The organism is Streptococcus parasanguinis CC87K, assembly GCF_000507765.1.
Taxonomy (GTDB): Bacteria; Bacillota; Bacilli; order Lactobacillales; family Streptococcaceae; genus Streptococcus; species Streptococcus parasanguinis_J.
Genome location: NZ_KI669401.1, coordinates 461,315 through 478,237 on the forward strand (window position 1 = coordinate 461,315; position 16,923 = coordinate 478,237).

A 16,923-nucleotide genomic window follows, 5' to 3' on the forward strand; every position below is an offset into this window, starting at 1 on the left:
AGAGTCTTTTTTAATTGAATTAGTTGATAGATGCTTCTTGGAATTCAGGGTTTTTCCATGCTTCATCAATGATTGCTTGCAATTCATCAGCAGAAGCTTTCATTTTTTGTTGTTCCGCATCGTTCAATGGGATGTTCACTGGACGAACAATACCGTGTGCACCTACGATAGCAGGTTGACCGATAAAGACGTTGCTAACACCATATTGACCTTCTTGGAATACAGAAAGTGGAAGTACTGCATTTTCATCATCAAGGATTGCTTTAGTGATACGAGCAAGGGCAACAGCGATACCGTAGTATGTAGCACCTTTTTTATTGATGATGGTGTAAGCAGCATCACGAACACCTTCGAACAATTCGATCAATTCAGTTTCTTGAACGTTTTGAGTGTCTTTAAGGAATTCTTCAAGGTTTACACCAGCGATGTTAGCGTGTGACCATACAGCGAATTCTGAGTCTCCATGTTCACCCATGATGTAGGCGTGCACTGAACGAGCATCAACGTCCAATTTTTCAGCAAGTGCTTGACGGAAACGAGCTGAGTCAAGAGAAGTACCAGAACCGATAACGCGTTCTTTAGGGAATCCTGAGAATTTCCATGTAGAGTATGTCAAAACGTCAACTGGGTTAGCAGCTACAAGGAAGATACCGTTAAATCCTGATTCAATAACTTGTGTTACGATTGATTTGTTAATGGCAAGGTTTTTACCAACAAGATCAAGGCGAGTTTCACCTGGTTTTTGAGGAGCACCTGCAGTAATTACAACAAGGTCAGCATCCGCACAGTCAGCGTACTCAGCCGCATAGATCTTCTTAGGTGAAGTGAAGGCAAGGGCGTGGCTAAGGTCAAGCGCATCTCCGACAGCTTTTTCGTGCAATTGAGGAATTTCGATAATTCCAAGCTCTTGTGCAATTCCTTGGTTGACAAGTGCAAATGCATAAGATGAACCTACGGCACCGTCACCGACAAGGATAACTTTTTTGTGTTGTTTAGTCAAATCCATGAGTCTAAACGTCTCCTTCATTTTTTTTTGAGATAGATTCTCATACGACTTCATTCTACCACTTTTGAAAGTCTTTGTCATCTGAAACAGTATGAATCCTTGATGTAAACGTTTTTACGTTTGTGTTCCTAAGAAGAAAAATAGGCTAAAATGTGTTATAATAGTATGGTGAATTAAGTAAAGAGAGGCATTTTTTGAATGCAGGATAATAATCTAATTGATGTGAATTTAACATCAGAAATGAAGACGAGTTTTATCGATTATGCCATGAGTGTTATCGTTGCTCGTGCCCTCCCTGATGTTCGTGATGGTTTGAAACCTGTTCACCGTCGTATTTTGTACGGAATGAATGAATTGGGTGTTACCCCAGATAAACCACACAAGAAATCAGCCCGTATTACAGGGGATGTTATGGGTAAATACCACCCACACGGAGATTTCTCTATTTATGAAGCCATGGTTCGGATGGCGCAATGGTGGAGTTATCGCTACATGTTAGTGGATGGTCATGGAAACTTTGGTTCTATGGACGGTGATGGCGCCGCTGCACAACGGTATACAGAAGCCCGTATGAGTAAGATTGCTCTTGAAATGTTGCGGGATATCAATAAAAATACAGTAGATTTCGCAGATAACTATGATGCCAGCGAGCGCGAACCTTTGGTCTTACCTGCACGTTTCCCTAACCTTCTCGTCAATGGTGCTACTGGTATTGCCGTTGGGATGGCAACCAATATTCCTCCTCACAATTTGGGAGAAACCATTGATGCAGTGAAGCTGATGATGGATAATCCTGAGGTAACGACCCGTGAACTTATGGAAGTTCTTCCTGGTCCAGATTTTCCGACAGGTGCTTTGGTCATGGGGAAATCAGGTATCCACAAAGCCTATGAAACAGGAAAAGGCTCAATTGTTCTTCGTTCTCGTACAGAAATTGAAGTAACTAAGAGTGGCCGTGAACGGATTGTTGTCACTGAGTTCCCTTATATGGTCAATAAAACCAAGGTTCACGAGCACATCGTTCGCTTGGTGCAAGAAAAACGGATCGAAGGGATTACAGCTGTACGGGATGAATCAAACCGTGAAGGGGTTCGTTTTGTGATTGAGGTCCGCCGAGATGCTTCGGCTAACGTTATTTTGAACAACCTCTTTAAGATGACACAAATGCAAACCAATTTTGGATTCAATATGTTGGCGATCCAAAATGGAGTTCCAAAGATTCTTTCTCTTCGCCAAATTTTAGGTGCTTATATTGAGCACCAGAAAGAAGTGGTGACTCGACGGACCATCTTTGATAAAGAAAAAGCGGAAGCACGTGCCCATATCTTAGAAGGTTTGCTCATTGCCTTGGATCACATCGATGAAGTGATACGGATTATCCGCAATAGCCAGACAGACGCTGAAGCACAAGCTGAATTGATGGCTAAATTCAAGCTTTCTGAACGTCAAAGCCAAGCTATTTTGGACATGCGTCTTCGTCGTTTGACCGGTTTGGAACGAGACAAGATCCAAAGTGAATACGATGATTTGGTTGCCTTGATTGCTGATTTGGCTGATATTTTGGCGAAACCAGAACGTGTGGCTACCATCATCAAGGAAGAATTGGAAGAAGTCAAACGCAAGTTTGGCGATGCTCGCCGAACTGAGTTGATGATCGGAGAAGTCCTTTCTCTTGAAGATGAGGACTTGATCGAAGAAACAGATGTCTTGATCACCCTTTCTAATAAAGGTTACATCAAACGTTTGGACCAAGCAGAATTCACTGCTCAAAAACGTGGGGGACGTGGGGTTCAAGGAACTGGTGTCAAAGATGATGATTTTGTCCGTGAACTAGTATCTACGAGCACTCATGATCATTTGCTCTTCTTTACCAATAAGGGGCGTGTCTATCGTCTGAAAGGTTATGAGATTCCAGAATATGGCCGGACAGCCAAAGGATTGCCAATCGTCAACCTCTTAAAATTGGACGAAGGTGAATCGATTCAAACCATTATTAATGTGGAGCAAGATCGCAGTGACGAAGCCTATCTTTTCTTTACGACGCGACAAGGTTTGGTCAAGAGGACCAATGTAGCTGAATTTTCAAATATTCGTCAGAACGGTCTCAAAGCTTTGAATCTGCGTGATGAGGATGAATTGATCAATGTCTTTCTTACAGACGGCAATACTGATGTCATTATCGGTACCAAATATGGATATTCAGTCCGCTTTAATGAGGCAGTAGTTCGGAATATGGGACGTTCTGCTACAGGTGTACGTGGTGTGAATCTCCGTGATGGAGACAAGGTTGTTGGGGCGAGTGTTATCACCGACCAGGACGAAGTATTGGTCATTACTGAAAAAGGGTATGGTAAGCGGACGATAGCTGGTGAATACCCAACCAAGGGCCGTGGTGGTAAAGGTATCAAAACCGCCAATATTACAGAGAAAAATGGTCCCTTAGCTGGTCTTTTAACCGTTAAAGGGGATGAAGATCTGATGATCATTACCGATACCGGAGTTATGATTCGGACAGGTGTGGCTAACATTTCTCAAACGGGGCGTTCGACTCAGGGTGTGAAAGTCATGAGACTGGATCAGGATGCGAAAATTGTGACCTTTACAACAGTCCAGCCCGATGAAAAAGATGAAGAAGTAGTGGAAGAAAACGAATAGATAAGGGGACAGCATGTCACGCAAAAGAAAAAAGAAAAAGAGTTTACGTAATACTCTTATCAACATCGTTGCAACACTTTTGATTATTCTCTCGCTTCTCTTAATTTTCAATGCTCCGATCCGCAATATGATCATGGTTTGGCATACCAACCAATACCAGGTTAGCAAGGTCGATAAAAAGACTATTGATAAAAACAAAGAAGTGAAGACGAGCTTTGATTTCCAACATGTCCAGTCACTCTCGACGGAGGCCGTTATCAATGCCCAATGGCAGGCTCAAAAACTTCCTGTAATTGGGGGAATTTCGATTCCTGAATTGAACATGAACCTTCCAATTTTTAAAGGACTCGAAAACGTAGCCCTTTACTATGGAGCAGGGACTATGAAGGAAAACCAAGTCATGGGACAAGGCAATTATTCTCTTGCTAGTCACCACGTATTTGGCCTTACTGGAGCAAATGCCATGCTGTTCTCACCATTAGAGAAAGCCAAGGCTGGTATGAAGATCTACATCACGGACAAAGAAAAGATCTATACTTATGTCATCTCGTCTGTTGAGACAGTGACTCCAGACCGTATAGATGTCATTCAAGATCGTGAAGGTGTTAATGAAATCACCTTGGTGACCTGTGAGGATGCTGCAGCGACTTACCGGACAATTGTAAAAGGAAATTTGGAAACCTCTGTTGACTATGACAAGGCTCCAAAAGACATCCTGGATTCATTCAGCAAGTCTTATAATCAAATGCAACTTTAAGAAAATAAAGCCCGAGACAGAAATGTCTGGGCCTTTTCTATGTAGGAGGCTGGGAGAAATTCTTGTAAAATTGTAAGAGATTGGTAATATAATGTAAGGAACTTGTCATAATATTAAGGGAAAATCGGTATATAATAAGAGGAGAAAGAGTATGATAAGGAGGTAGAATAGTGACGAAAGAGCGAATTTATCATCTCTTGCATCATTTCTATAATCTCTTAATAAATGATTTTCCACGAAATGGATTAATTACGAAAGGAATCTACGAAGTAGAGCAAGTCTACCAAACCTTAGAAGCCATTCCTCAGAGTCAGGAGTACTTGATCCGCTGTGAAATTCAACAGTTTTTAAAGGAGCTTGAACAAGTTCAAACAGGTTATCAGATCCGCTTTAATAAAGATGAAGTCTTAGTGTTAGATGATTTGAAGCAAGAAATCGCCTGTAAATAATGAAAGGTCGTTATTTTCTCAATTTATTACGAATTAATAAGTGAGGAGGAAATTATGTACGACATATCATTTATTGAACCATCTTTACTTCCTAGGGAGCGCTTGGTTTCTGAAGGGGTGGATAAGCTAAGTCATCAGGAATTGTTATCCATTCTCTTACGGACAGGCAACAAGCAAAAAAGCGTTTATGAGATTGCACAAGGTCTTTTGAGCTCGGTAAATAGTTTAAAGGAGTTAGGGCAATTAACCCTAGAGGAGCTACAGGAAATCTCTGGCATTGGGCGAGTGAAGGCCATCGAACTTCAGGCGGTTATTGAGTTTGGACGAAGGATTCATAAAGATGAATTAATGAGTTCCGAACAAATCATGAGTAGTCAGAAATTGGCTCATAAAATTCAACAGGAAATTGGCCATAAAAAGCAGGAGCACCTAGTTGCCCTTTATTTGAATACCCAAAATGAAATTATTCATCAACAGACGATATTTATTGGAACAGTGAATCGAAGTATCGCGGAGCCGCGTGAAATCCTTCATTATGCACTGAAGCACATGGCAACCTCCATTATCTTGGCTCACAATCATCCATCTGGTGCTGTGTTCCCCAGTAAAAATGATGATGAAGTCACTCATCGAGTCTTAGAAGCCTGTGAAGTAATGGGGTTAACTCTATTGGATCATTTGATTGTATCCGAAGAAAACTACTATAGTTATCGAGAAGAAACGGATTATTTGGTATAAAAAAGGTTGGAACCTTCTTGTTCCAACCTTTTTGTTATTGAAGTATAAGTCTTTATTCTTCGTTTTTACGCATAAAATAAAGGAGTGTTTGCAATTCACTAGTAAGATCGACATATTGGACGACGACATCCTTAGGGACTGTCAGATGCACTGGCGAGAAACTGAGAATCCCCTTGACACCTGCATCTACCAAGAGGCTAGCAACTTCTTGAGCCTTAACACTTGGAACAGTTAGAATGGCTGTTTGAATGCCTTCTTGTTTAAGTTTCTCTTTAATAGATGAAATACCGTAAATAGGAATTCCGTCTTTACTTTTAGTATTGACCAGTTCGTGATCGTCTAGATCAAACGCCATGACAATTTTCATCTTATTGCGTTCATGGAAGCGATAGTTGAGGAGGGCACTTCCCATATTTCCGATCCCAACAATAGCGACATTAGTAATAGCATTGTCATTTAAAAGATCTGCAAAGAAGTTCATCAGTTTTTTTACGTCATAACCAAATCCACGTCTTCCTAATTCACCAAAATAAGAAAAATCTCGGCGAACAGTAGCAGAGTCAATCCCAATTGCATCCGCAATTTGCTTGGAATTGGCGCGCTCTATTTTTTCAGAGTTAAAGCGTTTAAAAATGCGGTAGTAGAGCGATAAGCGTTTTGCTGTTGCGCGTGGAATTGGAGTATTTTTATCATGTTTCACAATATCACAACCTTTCCCTCTTATTGTATAGGAAGATTGTGAAAAAATCAACTATCTTGAACGGTTTTTCAAAAATATTTTTGTCTAAAGAAAAAGCTGATGGCGGTGGAGAGTTCCATCAGCATCAGCTTAGTTTTCAGCTTGTTCTACCTTTTTCAGATAAGCATAGAGCCCATCGACTCGACCTGTATAGGGAAGCTTTTGTCCCTTATATTCAATGGAAACAATTGAGTAAGAGTCAGGCAAGGTTACACAGCCTGAAAAAGCAAGGATACAAGCCGCAAGGTCAGTATAAGTAGTCGTTCGTTCTACTTGATAAGCATCGATATAAGTTAGGGTTACCATATTAGACCTCTGTTTTGTTGAAAATTTCTCTTTCGACAAGACTATCCATTAGGAAATAAAATTTTTGTTGGATAATGTCATTTTCTGGATTTTTAAAGATATTAACCAGACGAAGTCCAGATTTGTCTGTAATATTGATTTTAAAACCTGTGAGGTCTTTGTTGAAGATAATTTTAAGCAAGAAGCCTTCACCGCTATTTGGAACAGCTTCAAGCAAACGATTTAATTCGTAATTTCCAACTTTTGTAACAGCAAATGTATTGTCACGTAAGGTATATTTTTTTACATTTGGGTGTAGACTATAGGTATATTTGCAGTCTTTCAATGAAACACTTGTTTCAAAAGCCATATTGTTCTCCTATGATAAAATTTCTTTTAGTGTTGCGAGGAAGTCTTGAACTTCCTCTACGGTATTGAGTTCTGAAAAACTAATTCGAAGGGATTCTTTCAGGCGTGAGCTATTTTTTCCATAGAGTGCCTCTAGGACGTGGCTAGGTTGAACTGTACCAGCGGTACAAGCAGAACCTGTAGAGACAGAAATTCCAGCAAGATCGAGTCGCATCAATAATACATCATTTTGGACGCCTGGGAAGCCAAGATTCCAAACAAATGGGAGATGATCGTCACTCGCATTTACGTAGTAGTCGTAGGTTGCTAAACCATTAACTAGTTCTTGACCGAGTTTTTGAACGTGGTGGAAATTTTCTTCTTGATGAAGTGTGGCTTGCTGAAGCGCAGTTGCCATCCCGACAATTGAAATGAGATTTTCCGTGCTGGCTCTCATCTTATTTTCCTGATCACCACCATGGATGAGATTATCAAAATCTGGGGCGGCTGCATAAAGGAAACCGACTCCCTTGGGACCATGGAATTTGTGGGCAGAAGCACTGAGAAAATCAATCCCTAACTCTTCGGGATAGACCGGGACTTTCCCAATTGCTTGGACAGCATCAACATGAAAGGCAGCGGGATGATTTTTTAAGAGTTCTCCGATTTCTTTAATCGGTAGAAGATCTCCAGTCTCGTTATTGGCAAACATGGTAGAGACAAGAATGGTATCCGGTCTAAGAGCTGCCTTGATATCACTAGCCTGAATACGCCCTTCTCTTGGTTGGACGATCGTGACTTCAAATCCGAAATGTTCTACAAGGTATTCAATGGGTTCGAGAACCGCATGGTGTTCCAAAGCGGTCGTAATGATGTGTTTGCCATCTGCCTGGTGTTTCAAGCAGTAGCCTTTTATCACAGTATTATTACTTTCTGATCCACCTGAAGTGAAGAAAATACGATTTGGAAGGGTATGGAGAGATCTAGCAATCTCCTCGCGAGATTCACGGAGGAGTTTACTAGCCATTCGTCCATGAGCATGAAGACTGGATGGATTTCCAAAGGTTGTCTTCATGGTTTCTGTCATCGCAGTGATGACTTCAGGCAAAAGGGGAGTTGTTGCGGCATTATCAAAATATATCACATTCAGACCTTATTTCTTGTGGTAGGCAAATAGAGGACTAACAGGTTTTCTTTCTTGAATGCGAACAATAGCTTCAGCGATCAGTTCGCTAGCTGTCAGATAGTTAATATTTTTTGGTGTTGGTCCTTTTGGAGCAACAGAATCGGTTACTAAGATTTCTTTGATCGGAGCTTGATCTAATAATTCAACAGCACCTTTAACAAATAAACCATGGCTTGAAACAGCATAAATTTCAGTAGCACCATCACGTTCGACGATTTTAGCAGCCTCTGAGAATGTCTTCCCAGTATTGAGGATATCGTCAATCAAGATTGCTTTTTTGCCTTTGACATCTCCAATAATATAGCCATAATCACGATTCGCATCATCTTGCTCGTAATCAATGATCGCAATCGGTGCATCAAGATATTCTGCTAAACTACGAGCTCGTTTAACTCCTGAGTTTTTAGGGCTGACGACAACAACATCTGGACCAGTTAGACCTTTGTTGATGTAGTGCTCTGCAAAAAGTGGAATGGTAAAGAGGTTATCCACGGCAATATCAAAGAAACCTTGGACCTGAACAGCATGGAGATCGAGTGTGACGACGCGATCCACCCCAGCTTTGACCAACATGTTTGCGACGAGCTTAGCTGTGATTGGTTCGCGAGGAGCAGCAGTTCGGTCTTGGCGGGCATAGCCAAAATAAGGCATGACCACATTGACGGTGTTTGCGCTAGCCCGTTGGCAAGCATCCACCATGATTAACAATTCCATTAAGTGATTATTAACAGGAAAACTGGTTGATTGAATGATATAAATATCATATCCACGAACACTTTCCTCAATATTGACTTGGATTTCACCATCTGAAAACTGACGAGATGAAATTTTCCCAAGTGGAACCCCAGCATGATCCGCGATTTTTTGCGCAATCTCTGGGTTTGAATTGAGAGAGAAGAGCTTCATATTTTTTTTATCTGACATGTGATTCCAACCTCATTTAGATTTTTGATCTTAGCACTATTTTAGCAAAAATTTGCGATAATTTCAGCTTTTTTACAATCTTTCCGCTAATCTAGCGATTTTATTTTTTGCTGCTTTGTAGACGATTCCATGGTCTGAAATGAACTGATGAAAATTTTCTTCCTGTTCAGCAGTTTCCACCTCAATTTCCAACTCATAATCTTCAGTATCTAGATAGAGACTGTGGTCTAGTGCCACCAAGCCTGCAGCTGTTTCTTTTTCGAATCGTTCTGTTGTCAGACTTCCCCAGACAGCAAGTTGTTCAACTGGGATTCCCTTTGACTCCAAGAGGTTTTTGATTTCTCCATCAGGAAACTGTTGTTGTTGAAGAATCTCATTGGTTTCTTCTGGGCTGAGTGCTTGATTGTACTCGAAATGGCCAACTGTTTCAGGAACTTTGAGGGTCAATTCCGCTTGATCTGTGAAAGTGCGCACCCGTAAGGCCATTTTTTCCTTGCGGATGAGCTGGTCGGGTGTATCGATATAGTGATTGGTTTGGACAACCAATTCTGTATCAGCAAAAAGTGAAAGGAGGGATTGGTATTCCTCCTTGTCTAGCAAGGTTTTGTATTCAATTTCTAAATGGTTCATTTTGTAGTCCTTTGCTTTTTTTCGAAAGCGATTCATGATATAATAAGAGATGTGTTTATTGTATACAAAAATGGTTCAGATTACAAGGTGGTAGGATGGCAATTGATTGGGAAAACTTCTTAGATCCTTATATCCAAGCAGTTGGGGAATTAAAAATCAAACTGCGTGGGATTCGTAAACAATATCGTAAGCAACAAAAGCATTCTCCAATTGAGTTTGTCACTGGCCGTGTCAAACCGATCGAGAGCATCCGAGAAAAGATGATCCGAAGAAATATCTCTGAAGAAAATCTGGCACAGGATATGCAGGATATTGCAGGTCTTCGCATCATGGTCCAGTTCGTAGACGATGTCGAAGAGATCCTAGAAGTTTTGAGACAACGGCAGGACATGCGCGTGGTCCAAGAGAGAGATTACATCCGCCACAAGAAATCAAGTGGCTACCGGAGTTACCACGTCGTGGTGGAGTATCCAGTCGACACCATTGATGGAAATGAAACAATCTTAGCAGAGATTCAAATTCGGACCTTGTCCATGAATTTTTGGGCAACCATTGAGCACTCGCTCAATTATAAATATAAAGGAGACTTTCCAGACGAGATCAAAAAACGCTTAGAGACGACTGCAAACCTGGCTTATCTCTTGGATGAAGAGATGGGGGCAATTCGGGATGCGATTCAGGAGGCTCAAGCCCTGTTTGATCCACTTCATCGTAAGTTAAATGATGGCGTTGGAAATAGTGATGACACAGATGAAGACTACAGGTAAAAAAGTATCCATTATTCGCAATCGCAAGCGTCAAAGTGAAGAGGTTTTTCAGCAGTTGCGCTATAAGCTTAGGAAAAATAATTTTATTTTGACGGAGAAGCATCCGGATATTGTGATTTCAATTGGTGGTGATGGGATGTTGCTATCGGCCTTTCACAAGTATGAACACCAGTTGGATCGAGTTCGCTTTGTTGGCGTCCATACCGGACACTTAGGATTTTATACAGATTACTTAGACAGTGAAATCGATAAGCTGGTTGAGAACTTAAAATATGATACTGGTGCTAAGGTTTCCTACCCTATTTTGAATGTCAAGATTACTTTTGACAATGGGGAAACCCGTACCATGAGAGCCTTGAACGAAGCGACAATTAAGAGAAGCGACCGGACCATGGTTGCCGATCTTAGCATCAATGGGGTTGATTTTGAGCGCTTTAGAGGAGACGGCATTACTGTTTCGACTCCGACAGGAAGTACGGCTTACAACAAATCCTTGGGAGGAGCAGTCCTTCACCCAACAATTGAGGCGCTGCAGATTGCGGAAATTGCCAGTCTCAACAACCGTGTTTATCGTACCTTGGGTTCTTCTGTTATTGTCCCTAAAAAGGATAAGATTGAGATTACACCGACGAGACCTGGCTTCCACATTATCTCTGTTGACAATTCAACTTATTCCTATCGCAATATAGCAAAGGTGGAGTACCAGATTGACAACCATAAGATCAATTTTGTGGCTAGTTCTAGTCATACCAGCTTCTGGAATCGGGTCAAGGATGCCTTTATCGGAGATGATCGGGAATGAGATTTGAATTCATTGTCGATGAGCATGTCAAGGTCAAGACTTTTCTGAAAAAACACGAGGTTTCTAAAGGCCTTTTAGCTAAGATTAAGTTTCGTGGTGGCCAAATCCTTGTCAATGGTCGGCCAGAAAATGCTGTTTATTTGTTGGATATTGGGGATCGCTTGGTTATTGACATTCCAGCAGAAGAAGGGTTCGAAACCCTAAAACCCCTGGATCGGCCTTTGGATATTTTGTTTGAAGATGATCATTTTTTGGTTTTAAACAAACCCTTTGGCATTGCCTCGATTCCAAGTGCGATTCATTCCAATACCTTGGCAAACATTGTGAAGGGCTATTATGTAAAACAGGGATATGAGAATCAGCAGGTACATATTGTTACGCGCTTGGATAAGGATACGAGTGGCGTTATGCTCTTTGCCAAACACGGTTATGCTCATGCTCGTTTAGATAAGCAATTACAGACCAAGACCATTCAGAAACGCTACTATGCCTTGGTTAAGGGAGAAGGTCAGTTAGATCCTTCTGGAGAGATCATTGCCCCGATTGCGCGTGATGAAGAGTCGATCATTACTCGAAAGGTAGCAAAGGGAGGCAAGTATGCTCATACTAGCTACCAGGTTGTTCAATCTTTTGGTGATATTCACCTAGTGGATATCCAGTTACACACTGGTCGAACCCATCAGATCCGCGTTCATTTTTCTCACATTGGTTTTCCGCTTTTGGGAGATGATCTCTATGGCGGAAGCCTAGACGATGGCATTGAGCGCCAGGCCCTCCATTGCCATCGTCTATCCTATTATCATCCATTTCTAGAGGAAGAATTGGTCATAGAAAGCCCACTGCCTCCAGATTTTCAAGCTGTTCTAACACAGCTCCAAACAAGTTATTAATTATTAAAAGGAGTAAAACTCATGGAAGTTTTTGAAAATCTCAAAGCCAACCTCGTTGGTAAGAATGCACGCATTGTATTACCAGAAGGTGAAGAGCCTCGTATTCTCCAAGCGACAAAACGCCTTGTGAAGGAGACAGAAGTAACCCCTGTCTTGCTTGGTAATCCGGATAAAATTCGGATTTACCTTGAAATTGAAGGGGTTTTGGATGGATATGAAGTCATTGATCCTCATTCTTATCCAGGTTTTGAAGAGATGGTAGCTTCCTTGGTAGAACGTCGTAAGGGCAAAATGACAGAAGAAGAAGCGCGACAAATTTTGCAAGACGATGTCAACTACTTTGGTGTCATGTTGGTACATCTGGGAATCGTTGATGGGATGGTGTCAGGTGCGATTCACTCAACAGCTGCAACGGTTCGTCCAGCTCTTCAAATTATTAAAACTCGTCCAAATGTCAAACGGACTTCTGGTGCCTTCCTTATGGTACGTGGATCCGAACGCTACTTGTTCGGGGATTGTGCCATCAACATTAATCCAGATGCTGAAGGCTTAGCTGAAATCGCCATCAACTCTGCTATCACAGCTAAGATGTTTGGCATTGATCCCAAAATTGCTATGTTGAGCTATTCAACCAAAGGCTCTGGTTTTGGGGAAAGTGTTGATAAGGTTGTTGAAGCGACTAAGCTTGCTCATGAACTTCGTCCAGACCTTGAAATTGATGGGGAATTGCAATTTGACGCAGCCTTTGTCCCAGCAACTGCAGCCTTGAAGGCTCCAGGAAGCAAGGTGGCAGGACAAGCCAATGTCTTTATCTTCCCTGGTATTGAGGCAGGTAACATTGGATACAAGATGGCTGAACGTTTGGGTGGCTTTGCAGCAGTAGGTCCTGTCTTGCAAGGGTTGAACAAACCAGTCAACGACCTTTCTCGTGGATGTAATGCAGATGACGTTTACAAATTGACCTTGATTACTGCTGCTCAAGCTGTTGAACAATAAGTAATGCATTTAGAGAGTGGGACAGAAATCGGTAATTCGTTAAAATTCGATTTCGTCTTCCCACCCCCGCACAGTTGAGTAGGGCTGTAAAAGCTGATGAAATCAGCGTAGTAGAGCCCACTCAACCACTGCGTCTTGCTCGACAATCCAAAAATAATTGAGAGGCTAGGACTTTTGTCCCAGCCTCTTTTTCTTTATAAAATCAGAATTTCTAAACTCTAACTCATTCTATGGTATACTAGGAATATGTTAGATTTAAAAGATTACGGGATTACCATGTGGGAGGAGGAAAAAATCGCCTCTTTCCGAGAAAAGTTATTAGCCTGGTATGATGCCCATAAACGGGATCTCCCCTGGAGAAGGACCCAGGATCCTTATAAAATTTGGATCTCAGAGATTATGCTCCAGCAGACACGTGTCGATACGGTGATTCCTTATTATGAGCGCTTTTTAGATTGGTTTCCGACGGTCGCTGATTTGGCTCAAGCCCCTGAAGAAAAACTCTTAAAAGCTTGGGAAGGATTGGGGTATTACTCACGTGTCCGCAATATGCAGAAAGCTGCCCAGCAGATAATGGAAAATCATGGAGGAGTGTTTCCGTCAAGCTATGACGAAATCTCTAAACTCAAGGGAATTGGGCCTTATACAGCTGGTGCCATTGCTAGTATTGCTTTTGGCTTGCCAGAGCCAGCAGTGGATGGCAATGTCATGCGTGTTCTAGCCCGTTTGTTTGAGGTGGACTACGATATTGGTGTACCGACCAATCGCAAGATTTTTCAAGCCATGATGGAAATTTTGATCGATCCGGCCCGTCCGGGTGATTTCAATCAGGCTTTGATGGATTTGGGATCCGATATTGAATCGCCAGTCAATCCACGTCCGGAAGAGAGTCCTGTTAAGGAATTTAGCGCGGCCTACCAACATGGGACCATGGATCGTTATCCCATTAAGGCTCCTAAGAAGAAACCTGTACCTGTCTATCTAACAGCTTTTATTATCAAGGATAGTCAAGGTCACTACTTGCTGGAGAAAAATGAGCGAGAAGGGCTTTTATCAGGTTTCTGGCATTTCCCCTTGATCGAAGTGGATTGCCTGTCTGAGAACCTAGGCCAATTATCACTACTGGATAGTAAGGGGGAAGCAGAGAGCAACCCAGAAATTCTTTCTTTTGAACAGGACTATGACTTGGTCATTGATTGGCAGGACAGATCGTATCCTATCGTGCAGCATGTCTTTTCGCATCGCAAGTGGCAGGTTCAAATACGATATGGTCTGGTAAAAGAAGGTGAAGAGTTAGCAAGCGAATCGACTGTTTGGTTAACACCAGAAGAATTTTCCAATTATCCTTTTGCTAAACCCCAGCAAAAGATTTGGACGACTTTTACGGAAAATGAAAAATAGCTAGAGATTATTCTCTAGCTATTTTTTTTATAGATGAGCGAATGCTTTGATTTCTTCTTCAGACATGGATGAGTCGCAACGAACACTGACTTCACCAGATTCGACATGTAAAAATCCTGGGACAGTTGGGATGCCGTAAGTTGAGCGGAAGGCTTGTAATGCGTCTAGCTGACTTGGTTCTTCACTATTAATAAAATAGATATGAGCTTTTGTTTCAGCTACGACAGTTGCTAATTTAGCAGCGAACTTCCGGCAGTAAGGGCAAGTCTTGCGTCCGATAAAGAAGGTCGCTGTTTCTTTTTGATCGATCGCTTCTTGCGCACGCGCGACAGTTGTGACTTCAAGATCTTTAATATCTTCTAAAAATTGTTCCATGAGATTACCTCGCTTTCTTCTATGTCTAGTATGCCATATTTTCTATAAAATCGCTGGTATTTGCTACGAAAGAAAGAGAGAGTGGGACAGAAATCGGTTATCGTTAGAATTCGATTTCGTCGTCCCACCTCCGCACAGTTGAGTAGGGCTGTAAAAGCTGATGAAATCAGCGTAGTAGAGCCCACTCAACCACTGCGTCTTGCTCAACAATCAAAAAATAATTGAGAGGCTAGGACTTTTGTCCCAGCCTCATGTTTTAGCCTACAAAAGCATTGATTTCTGCTTCGATATTCGCAATTTTTTCTTTAGCATCTGCTTCAGATTCACCAACAGTAGCAATGTAGAACTTGATTTTTGGTTCGGTACCTGAAGGACGAACGGCAAACCATGAATCATCAGCCAAGATGTATTTCAATACGTTACTTGGAGGAGTTGTTAATTTTTCAACGCCGTCAGCAGTAGTAGCTGTTTGTTCCAGGAAGTCTTCTGTCTTAGCAATGTCTGTGTTGTTGAATTGTTTAGGAGCGTTACCGCGGAATTTATCCATGATTTTCTTGATTTCAGCAGCTCCATCCACACCTGAAAGGGTAACAGAGATAGTCTTTTCTGCGAAGTAACCATATTGTTTATAGATTTCTTCGATACCATCTGCCAAAGTCATACCACGTGAGCGGTAGTATGCTGCGATTTCAGCAACGATAAGAACGGCTTGGATAGCGTCTTTGTCACGTACGAATGGTTTGATGAGGTAACCGAAGCTTTCTTCAAAACCAAGCATGTAAGTGTGGTTGTGTTGGGTTTCAAATTCATGGATTTTTTCACCGATAAATTTGAAACCAGTCAAGACGTTAAACATGGTTGCGCCGTAGCTTTTTGCAATCTTGGTCACCAACTCAGTGGATACGATTGATTTACAAAGAGCAGCATTGGCAGGAAGGGTACCAGCTGTTTTGTGAGCTTCAAGAATATATTTAGCAATGATCGCTCCGATTTGGTTACCAGAAAGGTTGAGGTAAGAACCGTCTGGTTGGCGGATTTCAACACCAAGGCGGTCTGCATCTGGGTCAGTTGCAACCAATACATCAGCGTCTACTTTGCGGCCAAGTTCTTCAGCAAGAGCAAAAGCAGCTTGGTTTTCAGGGTTTGGAGATTTAACAGTTGAGAAGTCTGCATCTGGAACAGCTTGAGCTTCAACAACTTGAACTGCTTCAAATCCAGCTTGTGCAAGAGCACGACGAGCCAACATTTCACCTGTACCATGAAGAGGAGTGTAGACAATCTTCATGTCGCGACCGTATTCATTGATCAAGTCTTGGTTGATGTTAACGCCTTTCACTTCTTTCAAATATTCAGCGTCGACGTTTTCACCGATAACTTCAATCAAGCCGTTAGCTTTGCTTTCTTCAAGATCAGCCAATTGAACAGTGAATGGATTTTCGATCGCACGGATGTAATCTGTCAATGCATCCGCATCTGCAGGTGGCATTTGTCCACCGTCTTCACCATATACCTTGTATCCATTAAATGGAGCAGGGTTATGGCTAGCTGTTACCATGATCCCAGCAAATGTGTGGAGGTGACGAACGGCAAATGACAATTCCGGTGTTGGACGTAGGCTTTCAAATACATAAGATTTGATACCGTGAGCAGCCAAAACTTGAGCAGATTCAAAAGCAAACTCAGGAGAGAAGTGACGGCTGTCGTAGGCGATCGCAACACCGCGTTTCTTCGCTTCCTCACCTTTTGAGTCGATTAATTGAGCCAATCCTTCAGTTGCTTGGCGAACAACATAAATGTTAATGCGGTTGGTACCAGCACCAATCAATCCACGCATACCAGCTGTACCGAATTCAAGGTTGGTATAGAAGGCATCTTCTTTTGTTTTTTCATCCATTGCGACCAACTCATCACGAAGGTAAGCTGGTAATTCAGCAAAGTCGAGCCATTTTTGGTAGTTTTCTTGATAGGTCATGCA

Annotated in this window: 18 protein-coding genes; 9 read left to right on the top strand and 9 right to left on the bottom strand. The window is 41.9% G+C overall.

Translation table 11 applies throughout. The annotated features are described in order from the left end of the window. Positions 1-19: 19 nt before the first annotated feature. Entirely contained in the window at positions 20-1,006 is a 987-nt protein-coding gene (locus HMPREF1195_RS02315; protein WP_023918022.1) for an L-lactate dehydrogenase, read from the bottom strand. A 198-nt stretch (positions 1,007-1,204) separates the two neighbouring features. Here HMPREF1195_RS02315 and gyrA point away from each other — a divergent pair, with 198 nt between their 5' ends. From gyrA to radC, 4 genes are all read left to right on the top strand, one after another. Beyond that, positions 1,205-3,661, top strand: coding sequence for a DNA gyrase subunit A (gene gyrA / locus HMPREF1195_RS02320; RefSeq protein WP_023918024.1), 2,457 nt, complete (start codon positions 1,205-1,207; stop codon positions 3,659-3,661). A 13-nt stretch (positions 3,662-3,674) separates the two neighbouring features. Further along, positions 3,675-4,418, top strand: a complete 744-nt coding sequence (locus tag HMPREF1195_RS02325) for a class A sortase (RefSeq protein WP_023918026.1) — start codon at positions 3,675-3,677, stop codon at positions 4,416-4,418. A gap of 170 nt (positions 4,419-4,588) precedes the next feature. Continuing rightward, positions 4,589-4,867: a hypothetical protein gene (locus HMPREF1195_RS02330; RefSeq protein WP_023918028.1), complete on the top strand. Its 279-nt coding sequence runs from the start codon at positions 4,589-4,591 to the stop codon at positions 4,865-4,867. 54 nt (positions 4,868-4,921) lie between these two features. Next, positions 4,922-5,605, top strand: coding sequence for a RadC family protein (gene radC / locus HMPREF1195_RS02335; protein ID WP_023918030.1), 684 nt, complete (start codon positions 4,922-4,924; stop codon positions 5,603-5,605). Between the two features lie 52 nt (positions 5,606-5,657). On the opposite strand, the gene HMPREF1195_RS02340 is transcribed toward radC, so the two are convergent. The 6 genes from HMPREF1195_RS02340 to HMPREF1195_RS02365 all read right to left on the bottom strand — a co-directional run bounded on the left by HMPREF1195_RS02340 (position 5,658) and on the right by HMPREF1195_RS02365 (position 9,717). Beyond that, positions 5,658-6,305, bottom strand: a complete 648-nt coding sequence (locus HMPREF1195_RS02340) for a redox-sensing transcriptional repressor Rex (RefSeq protein ID WP_003015147.1) — start codon at positions 6,303-6,305, stop codon at positions 5,658-5,660. 129 nt (positions 6,306-6,434) lie between these two features. Continuing rightward, complete coding sequence (locus HMPREF1195_RS02345; RefSeq protein ID WP_023918032.1) at positions 6,435-6,650, bottom strand: DUF4649 family protein; 216 nt, start codon at positions 6,648-6,650, stop codon at positions 6,435-6,437. A gap of 1 nt (position 6,651) precedes the next feature. Beyond that, positions 6,652-6,999, bottom strand: coding sequence for a DUF1831 domain-containing protein (locus HMPREF1195_RS02350; protein WP_003015156.1), 348 nt, complete (start codon positions 6,997-6,999; stop codon positions 6,652-6,654). A gap of 9 nt (positions 7,000-7,008) precedes the next feature. Next, positions 7,009-8,121, bottom strand: coding sequence for a cysteine desulfurase family protein (locus tag HMPREF1195_RS02355; RefSeq protein ID WP_023918034.1), 1,113 nt, complete (start codon positions 8,119-8,121; stop codon positions 7,009-7,011). Between the two features lie 9 nt (positions 8,122-8,130). Continuing rightward, positions 8,131-9,087: a ribose-phosphate diphosphokinase gene (locus HMPREF1195_RS02360; protein ID WP_023918036.1), complete on the bottom strand. Its 957-nt coding sequence runs from the start codon at positions 9,085-9,087 to the stop codon at positions 8,131-8,133. Positions 9,088-9,159: 72 nt separating this feature from the next. Next, entirely contained in the window at positions 9,160-9,717 is a 558-nt protein-coding gene (locus HMPREF1195_RS02365) for a CYTH domain-containing protein (protein ID WP_023918037.1), read from the bottom strand. A 95-nt stretch (positions 9,718-9,812) separates the two neighbouring features. On the opposite strand from HMPREF1195_RS02365, the gene HMPREF1195_RS02370 reads away from it, so the two are divergent. From HMPREF1195_RS02370 to mutY, 5 genes are all read left to right on the top strand, one after another. After that, positions 9,813-10,484: a GTP diphosphokinase gene (locus HMPREF1195_RS02370; protein ID WP_023918039.1), complete on the top strand. Its 672-nt coding sequence runs from the start codon at positions 9,813-9,815 to the stop codon at positions 10,482-10,484. Next, positions 10,468-11,286, top strand: coding sequence for an NAD kinase (locus HMPREF1195_RS02375; RefSeq protein ID WP_329601246.1), 819 nt, complete (start codon positions 10,468-10,470; stop codon positions 11,284-11,286). Before HMPREF1195_RS02370 ends, HMPREF1195_RS02375 begins: the two co-directional genes overlap by 17 nt. After that, positions 11,283-12,176: an RluA family pseudouridine synthase gene (locus HMPREF1195_RS02380; protein WP_023918044.1), complete on the top strand. Its 894-nt coding sequence runs from the start codon at positions 11,283-11,285 to the stop codon at positions 12,174-12,176. Before HMPREF1195_RS02375 ends, HMPREF1195_RS02380 begins: the two co-directional genes overlap by 4 nt. A gap of 21 nt (positions 12,177-12,197) precedes the next feature. Continuing rightward, positions 12,198-13,172, top strand: a complete 975-nt coding sequence (gene pta, locus HMPREF1195_RS02385) for a phosphate acetyltransferase (RefSeq protein WP_023918046.1) — start codon at positions 12,198-12,200, stop codon at positions 13,170-13,172. Between the two features lie 246 nt (positions 13,173-13,418). Beyond that, positions 13,419-14,573, top strand: coding sequence for an A/G-specific adenine glycosylase (gene mutY, locus HMPREF1195_RS02390; RefSeq protein ID WP_023918048.1), 1,155 nt, complete (start codon positions 13,419-13,421; stop codon positions 14,571-14,573). A gap of 27 nt (positions 14,574-14,600) precedes the next feature. Here mutY and HMPREF1195_RS02395 read toward each other — a convergent pair whose 3' ends face one another. Together HMPREF1195_RS02395 and HMPREF1195_RS02400 are read right to left on the bottom strand one after the other, a co-directional pair. Next, on the bottom strand, positions 14,601-14,948 hold the full coding sequence (locus HMPREF1195_RS02395; RefSeq protein WP_023918049.1) for a DUF6568 family protein: 348 nt from the start codon (positions 14,946-14,948) through the stop codon (positions 14,601-14,603). A 256-nt stretch (positions 14,949-15,204) separates the two neighbouring features. Continuing rightward, on the bottom strand, positions 15,205-16,920 hold the full coding sequence (locus HMPREF1195_RS02400) for a phospho-sugar mutase (RefSeq protein WP_023918051.1): 1,716 nt from the start codon (positions 16,918-16,920) through the stop codon (positions 15,205-15,207). Positions 16,921-16,923 lie beyond the last annotated feature (3 nt).